Source organism: Streptomyces sp. NPDC050422 (assembly GCF_044458665.1).
Lineage (GTDB): Bacteria > Actinomycetota > Actinomycetes > Streptomycetales > Streptomycetaceae > Streptomyces.
In genome coordinates, this window is the sequence record NZ_JBITIE010000006.1 from 305,298 (window position 1) to 320,006 (window position 14,709).

Genomic DNA, 14,709 nt, shown 5'->3' on the forward strand with positions numbered 1-14,709 from the left:
AGGAACGCGCCTATTTATTGATCCCGTCCCTCCACTTTCCGCACGGGACCATCAATTGCTGCCATAACCGTCAATTCCGAAAGAGATCAAGGACGGAGCTGCGCAGCATGCACCGGATGGCGAGCCGCCCAGTCGGCGCGGTGCCGTTCGGCCGAGTCCCGCGCCCGGGCCAGAGCACCGGCGGAGACCTCTTCCGCCTCCCAGGCCTCGGCCGTATCGCCCATTCCGGCCACGAACCGCTCACCCAGAGGGGTCAGCAGCCCCGATCCGGCCAGCACCCGCACGGCCTCGGTCGTCTGCTCCCGCCACCGGGCGAACTGCGCCTCGGCCGTGCGCGCCGCCCCTCCCTGCGCGGTGTGCCTGCGCACGCGCCAGAAGTCCGTGACGGCGATGTGCGCGTACGTGCCCTGGAGCAGGCCGTCCAGCGGTCGTGGGTCGGGGCGCCAGGGGGCGTAGAACAGCCGCCCGCCATCGAGCGGTTGGTGCAGGTCGAAACTGTCCAGGACCGCGCCGAGCTTCACGTGCTGGAACTCGTGCACGATCAACAGGGCCAGCAGATCGGGTGTTTCGGGCCGCGCCGCCCCGATCGCCCCGAAGGCGTCACGGGAGGCCGCACTGACATCGCTGCCCCCCGGCGCGTGCAGCGGTGTGACGACCCGGAGGCCGGTCGCCACTCCCGGAGCGTACGCGGGGAGTTCGCCCTGGATCAGCGTCCACGCCTCGGCCAGGTCCTGCGCCCACAGCTTGGCCTCGCCCGCGGAGAGCCGCCCGGTGACGGGCCACTGATGACGGTCGCGCAGGGGGTCGGTGTCCTCCAGCGCCACCGACCATCCCGGACGCTCGACCACGCGCACCGGCTGCCAGTGCGGAGTGAGCCCGTCCACCCCCTCCTCCCAGTCGATCCGCACACGGCGGCCCGCCGCCCGTACCGAGAACCCCTCGGCGTCCGCGGACACTTCGGCGAGTGCGGCATCCGGCGGCAGGGTCACCGCGCCCAGGCCGGGGAGGCGGAGCAGCCCTTCCCGCACGGGGACGGCGACGGTGTCGCCGCGCCGGGCCCGCAGCGCGGCGGCGGCCGCGATCTCGGCCAGACCGGGACCGGCGGACCACCGCGTCCCGCCTTCTAGCACGCGCAGCGCCCAGGGCCGCGTGTACGGGTGCGCCAGCACGGCGTCCAGGGCCTCGGGCGCTCCCGCGTCGAGGTCGACCAGCAACTCCCAGGCCTGCATGGCGGTGCGGTCGCCCCGCGGAGCGCGTTCACCGACCGCGGCCAGCAACTCGTGGTTGATCTCCGACTGGGCCGCCACGAGCCGGTCCACGGTCGCGGCACTGCCGAAGCCCGAGGCCAGCTCGTCGAGTCCGGCCGCCGCGAGCGGCTCCGGTCCGCTCGCCACGGGCGCCGCCGCTTCACGGTCACGAATATTCATGATCATTTCCATCAGATCGGGGCAGAAGACCGACGGGTTACGGAAGCCGCTTCCGGTCCGGTAGCGGTGCGCGTAGAGGCCCCCTCCGCAGGAGTTGACCACCGGACAGGCCCGGCACTCGTCACTGAGCTGCTCCAGCCCCTGTTGCCGGGCGAGCATGCCGGGGTGGGCGAGCACCTCGTCGAGGGTGTGGTCGACGAGGTTCATGCCGGTGGCGGGAGCCGAGTCGTAGGCCGTCTTGAGGCTGTCGGCCTGTTCGAACGTGCCGTCCGTCTCGATGACCACGAGATCCGCGGGCGCCAGGCCCAGGGACTCGGTGAGGCTGCTCTCACCGCGCAGCGTCCGCAGCACGGAGTCGAAGATCCGTACCGGCACCGGCCGCCCCGCGGCGTCCCACCGCCGGTAGATCACGTCGAGCCAGTCCGCGTAGGGCGTCACGGAACCGTGCGGCCGGAGCGGGGGCACGTCCCAGGTCGCGTGCGGGAGCAGGAAGTCGATGCGCGGCGGACCGAGGGCCACGAGGGCGTCGTACACGGCGACCGGATCGTTCTCGACATCGATGGTGCAGAGCAGTCCGGCGAAGAGCCTCCGGTAGCCCGGACGGTTGAGCAGCGAGACTGCGCGCAGGACCTGGGGGTGGCTGCTGCGCCCGTCCGCATAACGGCGATGACGGTCGTTGGAGACCCTGTCGCCGTCGAGCGACACCCCGACCTTGATACCCAGTTCGGCGAAGAGGTCGCAGAACTCCTCGCTCAGCAGGACCCCATTGGTGTGGATACGCAGATCGAGTGCGCTGATCCCGTCGAGCGCACGGGTGAGCTCCTCGGCCGCGCACCGAATCCTTTCCGGGCCCGCGAGCAGCGGCTCCCCGCCGTGCAGCACCACATGGACCACGGGTAGGCCGTGTGCCAGGGCGTGTTCGGCAATGCGATCCGCCGCCCTGGCCAGGGTCTGTCTCGTCACTGCCCTGGGCCGGCCACGCCAGCTCGTGTCCGCGTGCTCGTACACGTAGCAGTGATCACAGGCAAGATCACAGCGGCTGTGCATCTTCAGCACGAATTGGCTCAAAGAAGGGGGTGGCCGGTCCATGACGGGTATCTGTTCGGCTACTCAGACGGACGACTGGAAGGCTGCGATCACCAACGGACTCGCCCCGGCGTCGGTCGACAGGAGCCGACTGATCGATGCGGGCAAGGCCCCACCGCCCTGGACAGCGGCTCGCTGAGCGAGCGGCACCCGGGGCACGGCCTGGCTACGGGGAGCGAACCCCGGCCTGCCGGCCGCCGAGACGAGGGTAGTTTTCATTTAAGGCCCTTCATGTTGAGGACATCCGTCATCGCCACCGACTCGAGGTGGACATAAGCGGACATTTCTGACTTTCCTTATAAATAGGACAGAACTTCAGAGATAGCCACTTGGACACACGCGGGGGCGCTGCGCACGACAAACGCGCGCGCCTGCCCCGCGGTTTCGGTCATATTCGCGCACACCCCCCAAATGGGCTAAAGGGCGACCCGACCGGCCCAGCCGGGACCGGGTCGGGACACACCGGGCCCAGCCTCCCGCAGAGCGGAAGCTGATACACGGTGATTCACGAAGCCCGAGTCAGAATCCGGCCAGTCCAAGGCCTTCGACGACCACTGCGCCCGGCAGTGCCGCCAATGCCTTGCCCGGCATGATCAACTTTCCCCGCCGGGTGCCGCTGCCGATCAGGACCCACTCCTCGTCCACCACGGCGGAGTCGATCAACACCGGCCAGTCTGCCGGGAGTCCGACGGGCGTGATGCCGCCGTACTCCATCCCCGTCTCACCGACCGCGGTGTCCATCGGGGCGAACCTGACCTTGCGGGCACCGAGTTGCTTGCGGACGGCGCCGTTCACGTCCATACGGCAGCGGGAGAGGACGAGGCAGGCGGCCAGGGTGACCTCGCCGCCGCGCTTGCCCGCCACCACGACGCAGTTGGCCGACCGGCCCAGCAGGTCGGCTCCGTGGCGCTCGACGAAGGCGGCCGTGTCGGCGATCTCCGGGTCCGTGTCGACGTGGATGATCTGCTCGGCGGGCACGCCGCCCCAGCCCTCCCGCACCGCTCGGGCCACGGGGGCCGTGAGGAGTTCGAGACGGTCGGCAGCAGGGCAGGCATCCTCGAAGGAGCCGATGGGGGCGCGCATGCGCGCCACGCTAACAGCCCCTGCCCTCCCGCCGGTTGGGCGTCTCACCTGACGGGCGGGATCGAAACGGCCATGGTGGCGTCGACGGGCTCCGCCCCCTCGTTGCGGTAGTCGTGCGGGTGGTGCGCCTCGAAGACTGCGGACGTACCGGCGGGCACGGCGTGCGAGACGCCGTCGACGACCAGGGTGAGTGTGCCCGCCGTGACGTGGAGGAGTTCCACGGCGCCTTCGGGGTGCGGGTCGGACGCGCTGCTGTCGCCGGGCATCAGGTGCCAGGACCAGAGCTCCAGCGGTCCCCGGGCCTCGGCCCCGACGAGCAAGGTGGTGTAGCTGCCCGCGTCGGTGGACCACATGCGGACGGCCTGGCTCGCGGGAACCAGACGGACCGGTGCGCCCTGTTCGTAGTCGAGCAGCGTGGTGATACTGACCCCGAGGGCGTCGGCCAGCTTGACCGTGGTGCCGACGCTGGGGTTGGTGCGGGCCTGCTCGATCTGGATGATCATTCCGCGGCTGACCCCGGCCCGGGTGGCGAGTACGTCCAGGGTGAAGCCTCGCTCACCGCGCCAGTGCTTGAGATTCCGGGCGAGGGCCTGGGTCAGCTGATCGAGATCGGTCACGTACCGTCCAAATATTCTGGATCCGAGTCGAAGACATCGCGCTTCGGTGCGGCGCGGTGCACCCGGCTGTTCATCGCACTGTACTGCGGGACCCACTACCGGCCGCACTCAGCTCTCGTCGAGCTCCGCCACGGCCAGAAGCTGTTCCGGGGTCACGCCCGCGGGGATCGGGACCGGGGCGGGTGTCCGCAGGGGCGGCTGCCACCCCTTCTCCGGGTTCCAGCTCCGTACGACACGGGCCGGGGCTCCGGCCACCACCGCGTGGTCGGGCACCTCGCCGCGTACCACCGCGCCCGCGGCCACCACCACGTTGCGGCCGAGCCTGGCACCCGGCAGGATCACCGCTCCGGTGCCGATCCAGCAGCCGGGGCCGATGGACACCGGCTCCATCCGCGGCCACTGCTTGCCGACCGGCTGCCGCGGGTCGTCGTAGCTGTGGTTGGTCGAGGTGATGTAGACGTACGGCCCGCAGTACGTGTCCGAGCCGATCGTCACCGTGGTGTCGGCGACGACGTGGCTGCCGCGGCCCAGCACCACTCCGTCGCCGAGCGTCAGGACGGTGTCGGATCCGAGATCCAGATCGGGCATGAGCCCCGCCGTCAGGGTGACCTGTTCGCCGATGATGCAGTGGGTGCCCAGTTCGATCCACGGCTCACCGAACACCGTGCCCTGCGGGAAGGCCAGCCTGGTGCCCTCACCGATACGGCGAAACCTCAGCCGGCCGGGGTGTGCCGCCGTCACCGCGCCCGTCTCCTGCACCCAGCGCCAGCAGCGGTGGACGGCCCCCGACAGGGCGCGCCGCCGCCAGGCGGTCAGGGAGGAGAACGTGTTTCTGTTCTTCGGCACTCGCACACGGTAGTCGGCGGGCCCACGGGCGATCGTCGTGCCGGCCTGTGATCTTCACCCCACCCGACCGCGAAGCCTCCCGCGCGTCGCATACCGTTTCCCGGGCGGGACCGTCCGGCGGCGACCGGAGGACCGCGACCCACCGCACCGGAGCACGGAAGGACGCGCGATGGCAGAGCAGGCGTTGATCACGGCCATGGGCGGCAAGGAGCCGGTCATCGACGCGGATGCCTTCACCGCACCGACGTCGGTCGCGATCGGTGAGATCACGATGGCCGCGGGCTCCAGCCTCTGGTACCACGCGGTGCTGCGGGCCGACTGCGGCCCGATCGTGATCGGCGCCGCCTCCAACATCCAGGACAACTGCAGCGTCCACGTCGACCCCGGCTTCCCCGTCACGGTCGGCGAGCGCGTCTCGGTCGGGCACAACGCCGTGCTGCACGGCTGCACGATCGAGGACGACGTCCTGGTCGGCATGGGTGCCACCGTGCTCAACGGCGCCCACATCGGTGCCGGATCGCTGATCGCGGCCCAGGCCCTCGTCCCGCAGGGGATGCGGGTGCCGCCGGGCTCGCTGGTCGCGGGCGTACCCGCCAAGGTCAAGCGGCAGCTGACCGAGGAGGAGCTCGAAGGCATCAGGTTCAACGCGGTCGGCTACGTGGAACTGGCCAAGGCCCACCGGCAGGCGTACGAGGACTGATCACCGAGGCGGCGGGCGGGCAGCGGCCCGGTGGCCGGTGCCCGCCCGTCGTCTCGACCGGCACCCGGCCGTCGTCAGTCGCGGCGTCAGTCGGCAACCGGGACGGTCTCGGGTTCGGGCGCGGTAGCGGCGGCCCGCGCGGCCGCCTTCTTGGTCCGGTTCTTGAGGATCAGCATCGAGGTGAGCCCGATCAGGACCGCGATCGCCAGTCCCAGGTACGAGAACCGCTTGAGCCAGTCCTCGGCGACGACACCCACCGAGTAGATGACGGCCGTCGTACCGCCCGCCCAGGCGATCCCGCCGAGCACGTTGGCGGTCAGGAACTTCCAGTACGGCATGTGCAGGACACCGGCGAGCGGTCCGGCGAAGATGCGCAGGAGTGCGACGAAGCGGCCGAAGAAGACCGCCCACATGCCCCACTTCTGGAACGACCGCTCCGCCATGGCGATCTGGCTCTCACCGAAGTGCCGGGGGAACTTTCCGCCGAGCCAGGCAAGCAGCGGCCGTCCGCCCTTGCGGCCGATGGCGTACCCGATCGAGTCCCCGATCACCGCCCCGGCCGTGGCACAGGCGCCCAGGATCCACGGGTTGATGCCGTCGTGTCCCGCGGCCAGCAGCGCCGCACTGATCAGCACGATCTCGCCGGGCAGCGGAATGCCCAGACTCTCCAGCCCGATGACGACGCCCACCAGGACGTACACGCTGATCGCGGGGACGGTCTCCAGCCACTCCTGGATGTGCAACGCCGGTTCCTCCGTAGTGATGTCCTGATCGCCCGCCGGACAACTCCTCGGCGCACGGCGGAAGCCTACCGGTCGGCGCGTCGGCCCCGACAGCGCGAAGGGCCGCCCGCTCCCTGCCGGGTGCGTGGCGGCCCCGTCCGGGGACGTCCTGGATCAGGAGCTCGGGCGCAGCGTCCAGAGCACGGTCATCTCACCGGTCACGGCACCGTCGGCACGCGTGATCTCGATGGCGACCGGGAACTCGGGGCGCTCGCCCGCGTCGAGTTCGGCGACGACGTCGGCCACCGGACGGCCGAGTGTGGCGGTCGCGGTGACCGCACCCATGGCCAGCTTCCTGTAGGCGATCTCGGCGTTCACCGCGAGCGGGACGGCCCGCGTCAGCTGGTCGCCGAACGCGGCCATGACAATGGCCCCGCTCGCCGACTCCGCCAGCGTGAACATGGCGCCGGCGTGCGGTCCGCCGACGTGGTTGTGGAAGTCGGCCTGGTCCGGCATGCGGACCACCGCGCGTTCGGCGGTGGACTCCAGGAATTCGAGGTTGAGGGTCCGGACCATCGGAACCGACGCGGCGACCATGTCGCCCGCGGTCATCTGTTCAGCGCTCATGAACCTGATGTTACTCGTGAGTAGTGCTGTCCGGCCACGGTCCGGCGGCCACACACCCGCGCTCCGGCCGCATCCCTTCACCGTCCGCTCACGGGGGCGGCCGTAGCCGCCCGGGCGCCGCCCCTCTATCGTTACTCGCCATGTGGCCAGGACAGCAGCCGCCCGGGGGCGAGCAGAACCCGCAGGACCAGAACCAGAACCCGTACCAGCAGCCGGGGTACCAGCAGCCCAATCCCTATCAGCAGCCGGGCTACCAGCAGCCCGGTCCCGAGCAGCAGCCCGGATACGGCTACCCGCAGCAGGGTCAGCCCGAGCAGCAGCCCGGATACGGCTACCCGCAGCAGGGTCAGCCCGAGCAGCAGCCCGGATACGGCTACCCGCAGCAGGGTCAGCCGGGATACCAGCAGCCCAATCCGTACCAGCAGCCGACCGTCCCGCAGTACGCGGTGGCCGGTCAGCCCGGCGGGCCCCAGCCCGGCAACGACAAGAAGAAGACGACGGTCATCGCCATCGTCGCGGCGACCGCGGTCGTGGTGGCCGCGGCGGTCACCGGTGTCGTCGTGCTGAACAAGGACGACGACAAGGACGGCAAGAACGTCGCCGACGACAAGAAGTCGTCCGCGCCCGCCAAGCCCTCCGACGCCGCGTCCTCACCCGAGGCGAACCCGCGCGGCAGCGACGGGGACGCCAAGCCGCTCATCGCGGGCTGGAAGGTCGTGACCAACCCCAAGTGGGGCACCCAGTTCGACGTGCCCGGCGACTGGGAGGTCGCGGCCCCCGGCATCTTCTCGTACTTCGAGGACGAGTCGAAGGAGGACAAGCCGCCGCTCATCGGCTTCTCCGCGCCGGCGGACTACAAGAAGAAGTGGTGTGTCGACGACGAGGACAAGGACGGCACCAAGGAGAACTACAGCCTGGCCGGCACCGGCACCCGCGGTGCGGAGGGCGCCACGGACGCCGCTCTGAACGCCCGGAACGAGGCGGGCACCTGGGCGTGGGGCGCGTACGCGCAGCACATGCCGAAGAAGACCATCAAGATCAGCAAGGCCAAGCAGTACACCACCAAGTCGGGACTGACGGGCAGCGTGGTCACCGCCACCGCCCCGAACGTCACCAAGAAGACGAAGTGTGACAGCGACGGCAAGACCATCGCCTTCACCTTCAAGAACAGCAGCGGTGCGTTCTCCTCCTGGGTGCTGTACGCCGCGGCCGGCGTCGAGGGCGAGCTGCCGGACGCGACGATCCAGAAGATCCTGAGCACGGTGCGGCTGGTGAAGATCACCAAGTCCTGACCTCGGCGGGAGTGCATTTGGCACAACGGGCCCACTGCCGCGATAGTCCCTGAGTGACTGACGCAGCCGCCCCCGCACCCCGCTCGGACCGCCCCACCCCGGCGGGCCGCAACTACCGGCTGCTGACCGCCGCCGCGATCATCACGGGCCTTGGCACTCATGGCGCCCTGATCGCGGCGGCGTTCGCGGTTCTCCAGGCGGGGGGCGACGGCGGCGACGTCGGTCTGGTGGCCGCCGCCAGGACGGCGCCTCTGGTGCTCTTCCTGCTGATCGGCGGGGCGATAGCCGACAGGCTGCCGCGCCATCGCGTGATGGTCGCCGCCAACGCCCTCAACTGTCTCTCCCAGGGCGCCTTCGCCTGGCTGGTCCTGGCCGGTGACCCCCAGCTCTGGCAGATGATGCTGCTGACCGCGCTGTGCGGCACCGGGCAGGCCTTCTTCAGCCCGGCGGCCGAGGGCATGCTGATGTCCAGTGTCAGCGGTGAACAGGCGAGCCGCGCCTTCGCCCTCTTCAGGATGTCCATGCAGGGCGCGGCCATCGGCGGCGCGGCGCTCGGCGGCGCCATGATCGCCGCGATGGACCCGGGCTGGGTGCTGGCCGTCGACGCAGCCGCCTTCGCGGTCGCGGGGGCACTGCGCGCCTTCCTCGACGTGAGTCACATCCCGTCGCGGGAACCCGGCAGCGGTCTCCTCGCCGATCTGCGGGACGGCTGGCAGGAGTTCATCGGCCGCCCCTGGCTCTGGGCCGTCGTGGCGCAGTTCTCCGTGGTCGTCGCCGCCGTCGGGGCCGCGGAGGCCGTGTACGGGCCGCTGGTCGCCCAGGAGGAGCTCGGGGGCGCCCGCCCCTGGGGCTTCGCGCTCGCCGCCTTCGGTGTCGGCACCGTGGCCGGGGGGCTGCTGATGGTGCGGTGGAAGCCGCGACGGCTCCTGCTCGCCGGAACGCTCTGCGTCTTCCCGCTGGCGCTGCCCTCGGCGGGGCTCGCTGTCCCGCTGCCGGTGACGGGGCTCTGCGTGGTGATGTTCGTCAGCGGCGCTGCCATCGAGGTGTTCGGCGTCTCCTGGATGACGGCCATGCACCAGGAGATCCCGGAGGAGAAGCTGTCCCGGGTCGCGGCGTACGACTGGTTCGGCTCCGTCGCCATGGTGCCGGTCGCCACCGCGCTCGCGGGGCCGGTGGAGTCGCTGGTCGGCCGCAGTCAGGCGCTCTGGGGCTGTGCCGGTCTGGTCGTGCTCGTCACCGGCGCGGTGCTGTTCGTGCCGGACGTACGCAACCTGACCCGACGGACCGCGTCCACCGAGGTACTGGCCAAGGCCCCGCCGGGGTCAGCCGATGCTGAAGGCGCCGTCGGGCGGCTCGGGTGAGGCGACCGCCTCGTCGTCGCCCACCGGCCGTGCGCCCTTGAGGAACGCGGCAACCGCGTCGCCGTGCTCGACCCGGGCCGGAAACACGTCGGCGGCGCAGCGGCGGATCAGGGCGGCCGTGTCGAAGGGGGACCGCGACGCGACGAGGACCACGTTGCCGAAACGCCTCCCGCGCAGCACGGCGGGCTCTGCGATCAGGGCCAGCTCCCCGAAGACGGTCGCGAAGGTGGCCAGTTGCGAGCGCAGGAAGCCGAAGGGCGCCCCGTCCGCGAGATTGGCCGCGTAGACACCGTCCGCGCGCAGAGCCCTGGCCGCCGCCTGCGCGTAGGGAACGGACGTGAGGTGGGCGGGCACCCGGGAGCCTCCGAAGACATCCGCGATCACCACGTCCACCGAACCGGGAGCGGTTTCCTCCAACTGCTCGCGGGCGTCCGCGGCGTGCACGGTGATCCCGCTGCGGTCCGGCAGCGGCAGGTGTTCCGTGACGAGGTCCAGGAGACCGCGGTCCGCCTCGGCGACCTCCTGCCGGGAGCCGGGCCGGGTCGCTGCGACGTAGCGGGGCAGGGTGAGGGCGCCGCCGCCGAGGTGCAGGACATCGAGTGGCGCGCCCGCCCCGGCCGCGCAGTCCACGACGTGCGCGAGCCGGCGCGCGTACTCGAATTCGAGGTGCTCCGGCACGTCCAGGTCGACGTACGACTGGGGTGCGCCGTCGACCGTGAGCAGCCAGGCCCGTTCCCGGTCCACGTCGGGGAGCAGCCTGGCAGTGCCGTGGTCCACGTCGCGCATGACGGGTATCGACTCGTTCACGACCCCATTGTGCGGCGTGGGACCGGCTGTTCCCGACCGCGCGGGCGGCCGGGCCCGCCTCCCGCGGGTGCGGAAGACGGGCCCGGAACGGTCGTACGACTCAGAGCAGCCCGGTGACCGTGCCCGCGCCGACGGTGCGGCCGCCCTCGCGGATGGCGAAGCCCAGACCGGACTCCAGCGGCACGTCGCGGCCCAGCTCGACGGTCATGGTGACCGTCTCGCCGGGGCGCGCGACGGCCGCCGCCCCGAGGTCCACGTCGCCGACGACGTCGGCGGTGCGGATGTAGAACTGCGGCCGGTAGCCGGTGGCGACCGGAGTGGTGCGGCCGCCCTCGCGCCCCGACAGGACGTACACCTGGGCGGTGAAGCGCCGGCTCGGCGTGACGCTGCCGGGCGCCGCCACGACGTGCCCGCGTCGCACCCGGTCGCGCTCCACGCCGCGCAGGAGCAGCGCCACGTTGTCGCCGGCCTCGGCGGACTCCATCGGCTTGCCGAAGGTCTCCAGACCGGTGACGACCGTCTCGACGTCCGCACCGAGCACCGACACCCGGTCGCCGACGCGCACGGTGCCGCGCTCGACCGCGCCGGTGACGACCGTGCCCCGGCCGGTGATGGTCAGGACGTTCTCCACCGGCAGCAGGAACGGCGCGTCGGTGTAGCGCATCGGCATCGGCACGTACGTGTCGACCGCGTCGAGCAACGCCTCGACGGACGCGGTCCAGCGCGGGTCGCCCTCCAGCGCCCGCAGGCCCGACACCCGTACGACGGGCACGGTGTCGCCGCCGTACCCGTGGGAGGTCAGCAGCTCCCGTACCTCCAGCTCGACGAGGTCGGTCAGTTCGGGGTCCCCCGCGTCGGCCTTGTTGAGGGCGACGACGATGTGGTCGACGCCCACCTGGCGGGCGAGCAGCACGTGCTCCGCGGTCTGCGGCATGATGCCGTCGAGCGCGGAGACGACGAGGATCGCCCCGTCGAGCTGGGCGGCGCCGGTCACCATGTTCTTGATGTAGTCGGCGTGTCCGGGCATGTCCACGTGCGCGTAGTGCCGGGTGCCGGTCTCGTACTCGACGTGCGCGATGTTGATCGTGATGCCGCGCTGCGCCTCCTCGGGGGCCCGGTCGATCCGGTCGAACGGGACGAACGTGCCGGTTCCGCGGTCGCTGAGGACCTTGGTGATGGCGGCGGTCAGGGTGGTCTTGCCGTGGTCGACGTGGCCCATGGTGCCGATGTTGAGGTGCGGCTTGGTGCGCACGTATGCCGTCTTGGGCATGGTGAATTCCTTGTGGTGCGAAGCTGGAGGAGAAGACCCCGAAGTCCGGCCGACCCTCCCCTTGCGGGGTCCGCCGGACAGTCGGGGGAGGGTCAGCTTCGGGCGCCGCCGAGGGGCGCTGCGGCAGCGGTGACCGCTGCCGCGACATCTGCTGCGAGGGGGCTCACGGCAGCCTTCGGCGTGTCCGCGACTGCGGACTGCGCTGCGAGGAAGGCGTACCGGAACATGGCTCGATCATCTCCGGCGGGCACAGATCCGTCGAGTGATTATTGGCGCCCGGTACGGGAGTTGGGGGCAGCCGTCTCAGAGGTGTCTGGCGGCCTCGCGCACGGACAGCGGCGCCAGCCGGTCCCGGGCGTCGTCGACGAAGTCCCGTACGGCCTGCGGGTCCGTCTTGGCGTACTCCCGCAGGCTCCAGCCGATCGCCTTGCGGATGAAGAAGTCGGGATGGTCCGCGCGGCGCAGGCAGTAGGCGAAGAGCCGGCCCGCGTCGGTGGCCTCCTTGAAGCGGAGTTGGTGCAGCAGTGCGGTGCGGACGATCCAGAGGTCGTCGTCCTCGATCCACTCGTCCATGGTCCGCCGGAGCTCCGGGTCGGCCGCCACCAGTGGTCCCGCGACATGGGCGGCCAGCGTGTCGACGGTGTCCCACCACGGCTCGGTGGTGACCAGATGGCGAAGGACCGGAACGAATCCGGACGAACAGCGTGCGATGTGGCGGCGCAGGTAGTCGGCGGCGAAGTAGTGGTACTCGCGCTCGGGCAGCGCCCAGCAGCGCAGCGCGATGGCGGCGCAGTCCGTCTCCCTGGGGCGTGCGGTGCCTTCGAGGACGGTGCGGGACAGGGCCCGGCGGCGGGGCGTGGGAATGCCGAGGAACGGCGCGACGTGCTTCATGTACGCGCCGGCCGACCGGGCGCGCACGGGGTCGGCAGCCGTGGGGTACAACAGGGTCAGCCGCTCCAGCACCGTGTCCGCGAGGGCGCTCGGGGGCAGGGCGGGGACTGCTCCGGCGCTCTCCCCGGCCGGCTCGGCTGCGTGACTCATAACGGTCACGTTACGACGATCACATACGGGATTCGGATACTCTCCCCGAATGCTCGACCCCGTCCCCGCCACCCGGCCCGCCGGCGGCCTCGCCGTGCGCTGCACGCGGGTGCTGCTGTCGCCCTGGTCCCGGTTCTCCCTGCTCGTGGCGGTCCTGCTGGCCGCCGCGACGACGATGCTGCTCCTGGAGCCCCAGCGGCTGCTGGCCTCGGGCTGGCCGGCCCAGCTGAGCGGCGGGACCGCCGCGGTCGTGCTCTTCGGCCTCGCGTACGGCATCTGCACGGTGGCCTTCGTACCGAGGCCGCTGCTCAATCTCGCCGCCGGTGCGCTGTTCGGCTCACAGGCGGGGCTGGCTGCGGCGCTGGCGGGCACGGTACTGGGCGCGGGCATCTCGTTCATGCTCGGCCGGGTACTGGGCCAGGAGGCGTTGCGTACGCTACTGCGCGGGCGCTGGATGCGGGCGGCGGACGGGCAGTTGAGCAGGCACGGTTTCCGCTCGATGCTGGCGCTGCGGCTCTTCCCCGGGGTGCCGTTCGCCGCCGCCAACTACTGTGCCGCCGTCTCGCGCATGGGGTACCCGCCGTTCCTCGTCGCGACCGGACTCGGGTCGATCCCGAACACGGCAGCGTACGTCGTGGCGGGGAGCGAGGCCGCCTCCCCCACGTCACCCGCCTTCCTGGCCGCGATGGGCTTCATCGTGCTCACGGGTGCCGGCGGGGCCGTCGTCGCCTGGCGGCGGCGCCACCGGCTGGGCGCGGAGTGAGCCGAGCGGTGCGGCGGGCTGCGCGGGGGTAGTCGTCACTCTGTTCACCTGGGAGCGATACGCTGCCCGCGACCGACTGACGATCTCCGGGCCCGGTGCGGCCCTGTCGTCACACGACCGCAATCCGCAGGCCGCCGACGGCTCGACGCCGTCGGCCGATGCATGATCACTCCGGGATGGCCCAAGCCCCATGAGCTGGTTCGAATCGTTCGTCCTCGGCCTCGTTCAAGGACTGACCGAGTTCCTGCCGATCTCCTCCAGCGCGCATCTGCGGCTCACCGCGGCATTCGCCGGCTGGCACGATCCTGGCGCGGCGTTCACCGCGATCACCCAGATCGGCACGGAGGCCGCAGTCCTCATCTACTTCCGCAAGGACATCGTCCGCATCGTCTCGGCGTGGTTCAAGTCGCTGACGGACCGTTCGATGCGCGGCGACCACGACGCGCAGATGGGCTGGCTGGTCATCGTCGGCTCGATCCCCATCGGCGTGCTCGGTGTGACATTCAAGGACCAGATCGAGGGCCCGTTCCGTGATCTGCGACTGATCGCCACCACCCTGATCGTGATGGGCATCGTCCTCGGCATCGCCGACCGCCTGGCCGCGCGCGACGAGACCGGCGGCAAGCACCGGGCCATCAAGGAGCGCAAGTCGCTCAAGGAGCTCGGCGTCAAGGACGGCCTGATCTTCGGCTTCTGCCAGGCGATGGCCCTGATCCCCGGCGTCTCCCGGTCGGGCGCGACGATCAGCGGCGGTCTGCTGATGGGCTACACCCGCGAGGCGGCGGCGCGTTACTCGTTCCTGCTCGCCATCCCGGCGGTGCTCGCCTCCGGCGTCTTCGAGCTGAAGGACGCGGGCGAGGGGCATGTGTCGTGGGGCCCGACGATCTTCGCGACCTTCATCGCGTTCGGCGTGGGGTACGTGGTCATCGCATGGTTCATGAAGTTCATCACGACCAAGAGCTTCATGCCGTTCGTGATCTACCGGATCATCCTGGGCATCGTGCTGTTCATCCTGGTCGGCGCGGGATCCTTGAGCCCGCACGCCGGTGAGTCCGCGGGCTGAGGGC

Annotated in this window: 14 protein-coding genes; 5 read left to right on the plus strand and 9 right to left on the minus strand. The window is 71.0% G+C overall.

The features are described 5' to 3' along the window. Positions 1–86: 86 nt before the first annotated feature. The 4 genes from ACIBJG_RS11270 to ACIBJG_RS11285 form a co-directional block, all read right to left on the minus strand. Entirely contained in the window at positions 87–2,516 is a 2,430-nt protein-coding gene (locus ACIBJG_RS11270) for an FxsB family cyclophane-forming radical SAM/SPASM peptide maturase (RefSeq protein ID WP_399306976.1), read from the minus strand. Between the two features lie 516 nt (positions 2,517–3,032). Next, the gene (locus ACIBJG_RS11275; protein ID WP_399306979.1) at positions 3,033–3,596 is read right to left on the minus strand and encodes a YbaK/EbsC family protein; all 564 of its coding nucleotides are present in this window, start codon (positions 3,594–3,596) and stop codon (positions 3,033–3,035) included. Positions 3,597–3,640: 44 nt separating this feature from the next. Further along, entirely contained in the window at positions 3,641–4,213 is a 573-nt protein-coding gene (locus ACIBJG_RS11280) for a helix-turn-helix domain-containing protein (protein WP_399306981.1), read from the minus strand. Between the two features lie 108 nt (positions 4,214–4,321). Next, positions 4,322–5,059 (minus strand): acyltransferase, encoded by a 738-nt coding sequence (locus tag ACIBJG_RS11285; protein WP_399306984.1) that lies wholly within the window; start codon positions 5,057–5,059, stop codon positions 4,322–4,324. A 169-nt stretch (positions 5,060–5,228) separates the two neighbouring features. Here ACIBJG_RS11285 and ACIBJG_RS11290 point away from each other — a divergent pair, with 169 nt between their 5' ends. Further along, complete coding sequence (locus tag ACIBJG_RS11290; protein WP_399306986.1) at positions 5,229–5,759, plus strand: gamma carbonic anhydrase family protein; 531 nt, start codon at positions 5,229–5,231, stop codon at positions 5,757–5,759. 86 nt (positions 5,760–5,845) lie between these two features. On the opposite strand, the gene ACIBJG_RS11295 is transcribed toward ACIBJG_RS11290, so the two are convergent. Together ACIBJG_RS11295 and ACIBJG_RS11300 are read right to left on the minus strand one after the other, a co-directional pair. Further along, on the minus strand, positions 5,846–6,502 hold the full coding sequence (locus ACIBJG_RS11295; RefSeq protein ID WP_399306989.1) for a DedA family protein: 657 nt from the start codon (positions 6,500–6,502) through the stop codon (positions 5,846–5,848). 153 nt (positions 6,503–6,655) lie between these two features. Then, positions 6,656–7,093 (minus strand): DUF4442 domain-containing protein, encoded by a 438-nt coding sequence (locus tag ACIBJG_RS11300; RefSeq protein ID WP_399307221.1) that lies wholly within the window; start codon positions 7,091–7,093, stop codon positions 6,656–6,658. A gap of 155 nt (positions 7,094–7,248) precedes the next feature. Between ACIBJG_RS11300 and ACIBJG_RS11305 the strand changes: the two genes are divergently transcribed. After that, the gene (locus ACIBJG_RS11305) at positions 7,249–8,400 is read left to right on the plus strand and encodes a hypothetical protein (RefSeq protein ID WP_399306992.1); all 1,152 of its coding nucleotides are present in this window, start codon (positions 7,249–7,251) and stop codon (positions 8,398–8,400) included. 53 nt (positions 8,401–8,453) lie between these two features. Beyond that, positions 8,454–9,761, plus strand: coding sequence for an MFS transporter (locus tag ACIBJG_RS11310; protein ID WP_399306995.1), 1,308 nt, complete (start codon positions 8,454–8,456; stop codon positions 9,759–9,761). Here the strand turns inward: ACIBJG_RS11310 and ACIBJG_RS11315 are convergent. The 3 genes from ACIBJG_RS11315 to ACIBJG_RS11325 all read right to left on the minus strand — a co-directional run bounded on the left by ACIBJG_RS11315 (position 9,723) and on the right by ACIBJG_RS11325 (position 12,879). Beyond that, a complete protein-coding gene (locus ACIBJG_RS11315) occupies positions 9,723–10,568 on the minus strand; it encodes a spermidine synthase (protein WP_399306999.1) in 846 nt (281 codons plus the stop codon). The genes ACIBJG_RS11310 and ACIBJG_RS11315 overlap by 39 nt on opposite strands. Before the next feature lie 100 nt (positions 10,569–10,668). Next, on the minus strand, positions 10,669–11,838 hold the full coding sequence (gene tuf / locus ACIBJG_RS11320; protein ID WP_399307001.1) for an elongation factor Tu: 1,170 nt from the start codon (positions 11,836–11,838) through the stop codon (positions 10,669–10,671). A gap of 303 nt (positions 11,839–12,141) precedes the next feature. Continuing rightward, complete coding sequence (locus ACIBJG_RS11325) at positions 12,142–12,879, minus strand: DNA alkylation repair protein (RefSeq protein WP_399307004.1); 738 nt, start codon at positions 12,877–12,879, stop codon at positions 12,142–12,144. A gap of 49 nt (positions 12,880–12,928) precedes the next feature. Here ACIBJG_RS11325 and ACIBJG_RS11330 point away from each other — a divergent pair, with 49 nt between their 5' ends. Both ACIBJG_RS11330 and ACIBJG_RS11335 read left to right on the plus strand, forming a co-directional pair. Beyond that, positions 12,929–13,642, plus strand: a complete 714-nt coding sequence (locus ACIBJG_RS11330) for a TVP38/TMEM64 family protein (protein WP_399307006.1) — start codon at positions 12,929–12,931, stop codon at positions 13,640–13,642. Between the two features lie 190 nt (positions 13,643–13,832). After that, the gene (locus ACIBJG_RS11335; RefSeq protein ID WP_326734868.1) at positions 13,833–14,705 is read left to right on the plus strand and encodes an undecaprenyl-diphosphate phosphatase; all 873 of its coding nucleotides are present in this window, start codon (positions 13,833–13,835) and stop codon (positions 14,703–14,705) included. The last annotated feature ends 4 nt before the right edge of the window (positions 14,706–14,709 follow it).

What these genes read in the sequence shown, in the direction of transcription:
- ACIBJG_RS11270 (WP_399306976.1), bottom strand. Translation starts at nt 2,516, where the DNA reads ATGGACCGGCCACCCCCTTCTTTGAGCCAATTCGTGCTGAAGATGCAC.
- ACIBJG_RS11275 (WP_399306979.1), bottom strand. Translation starts at nt 3,596, where the DNA reads ATGCGCGCCCCCATCGGCTCCTTCGAGGATGCCTGCCCTGCTGCCGAC.
- ACIBJG_RS11290 (WP_399306986.1), top strand. Translation starts at nt 5,229, where the DNA reads ATGGCAGAGCAGGCGTTGATCACGGCCATGGGCGGCAAGGAGCCGGTC.
- ACIBJG_RS11300 (WP_399307221.1), bottom strand. Translation starts at nt 7,093, where the DNA reads ATGACCGCGGGCGACATGGTCGCCGCGTCGGTTCCGATGGTCCGGACC.
- ACIBJG_RS11305 (WP_399306992.1), top strand. Translation starts at nt 7,249, where the DNA reads ATGTGGCCAGGACAGCAGCCGCCCGGGGGCGAGCAGAACCCGCAGGAC.
- tuf (WP_399307001.1), bottom strand. Translation starts at nt 11,838, where the DNA reads ATGCCCAAGACGGCATACGTGCGCACCAAGCCGCACCTCAACATCGGC.
- ACIBJG_RS11325 (WP_399307004.1), bottom strand. Translation starts at nt 12,879, where the DNA reads ATGAGTCACGCAGCCGAGCCGGCCGGGGAGAGCGCCGGAGCAGTCCCC.
- ACIBJG_RS11330 (WP_399307006.1), top strand. Translation starts at nt 12,929, where the DNA reads ATGCTCGACCCCGTCCCCGCCACCCGGCCCGCCGGCGGCCTCGCCGTG.
- ACIBJG_RS11335 (WP_326734868.1), top strand. Translation starts at nt 13,833, where the DNA reads ATGAGCTGGTTCGAATCGTTCGTCCTCGGCCTCGTTCAAGGACTGACC.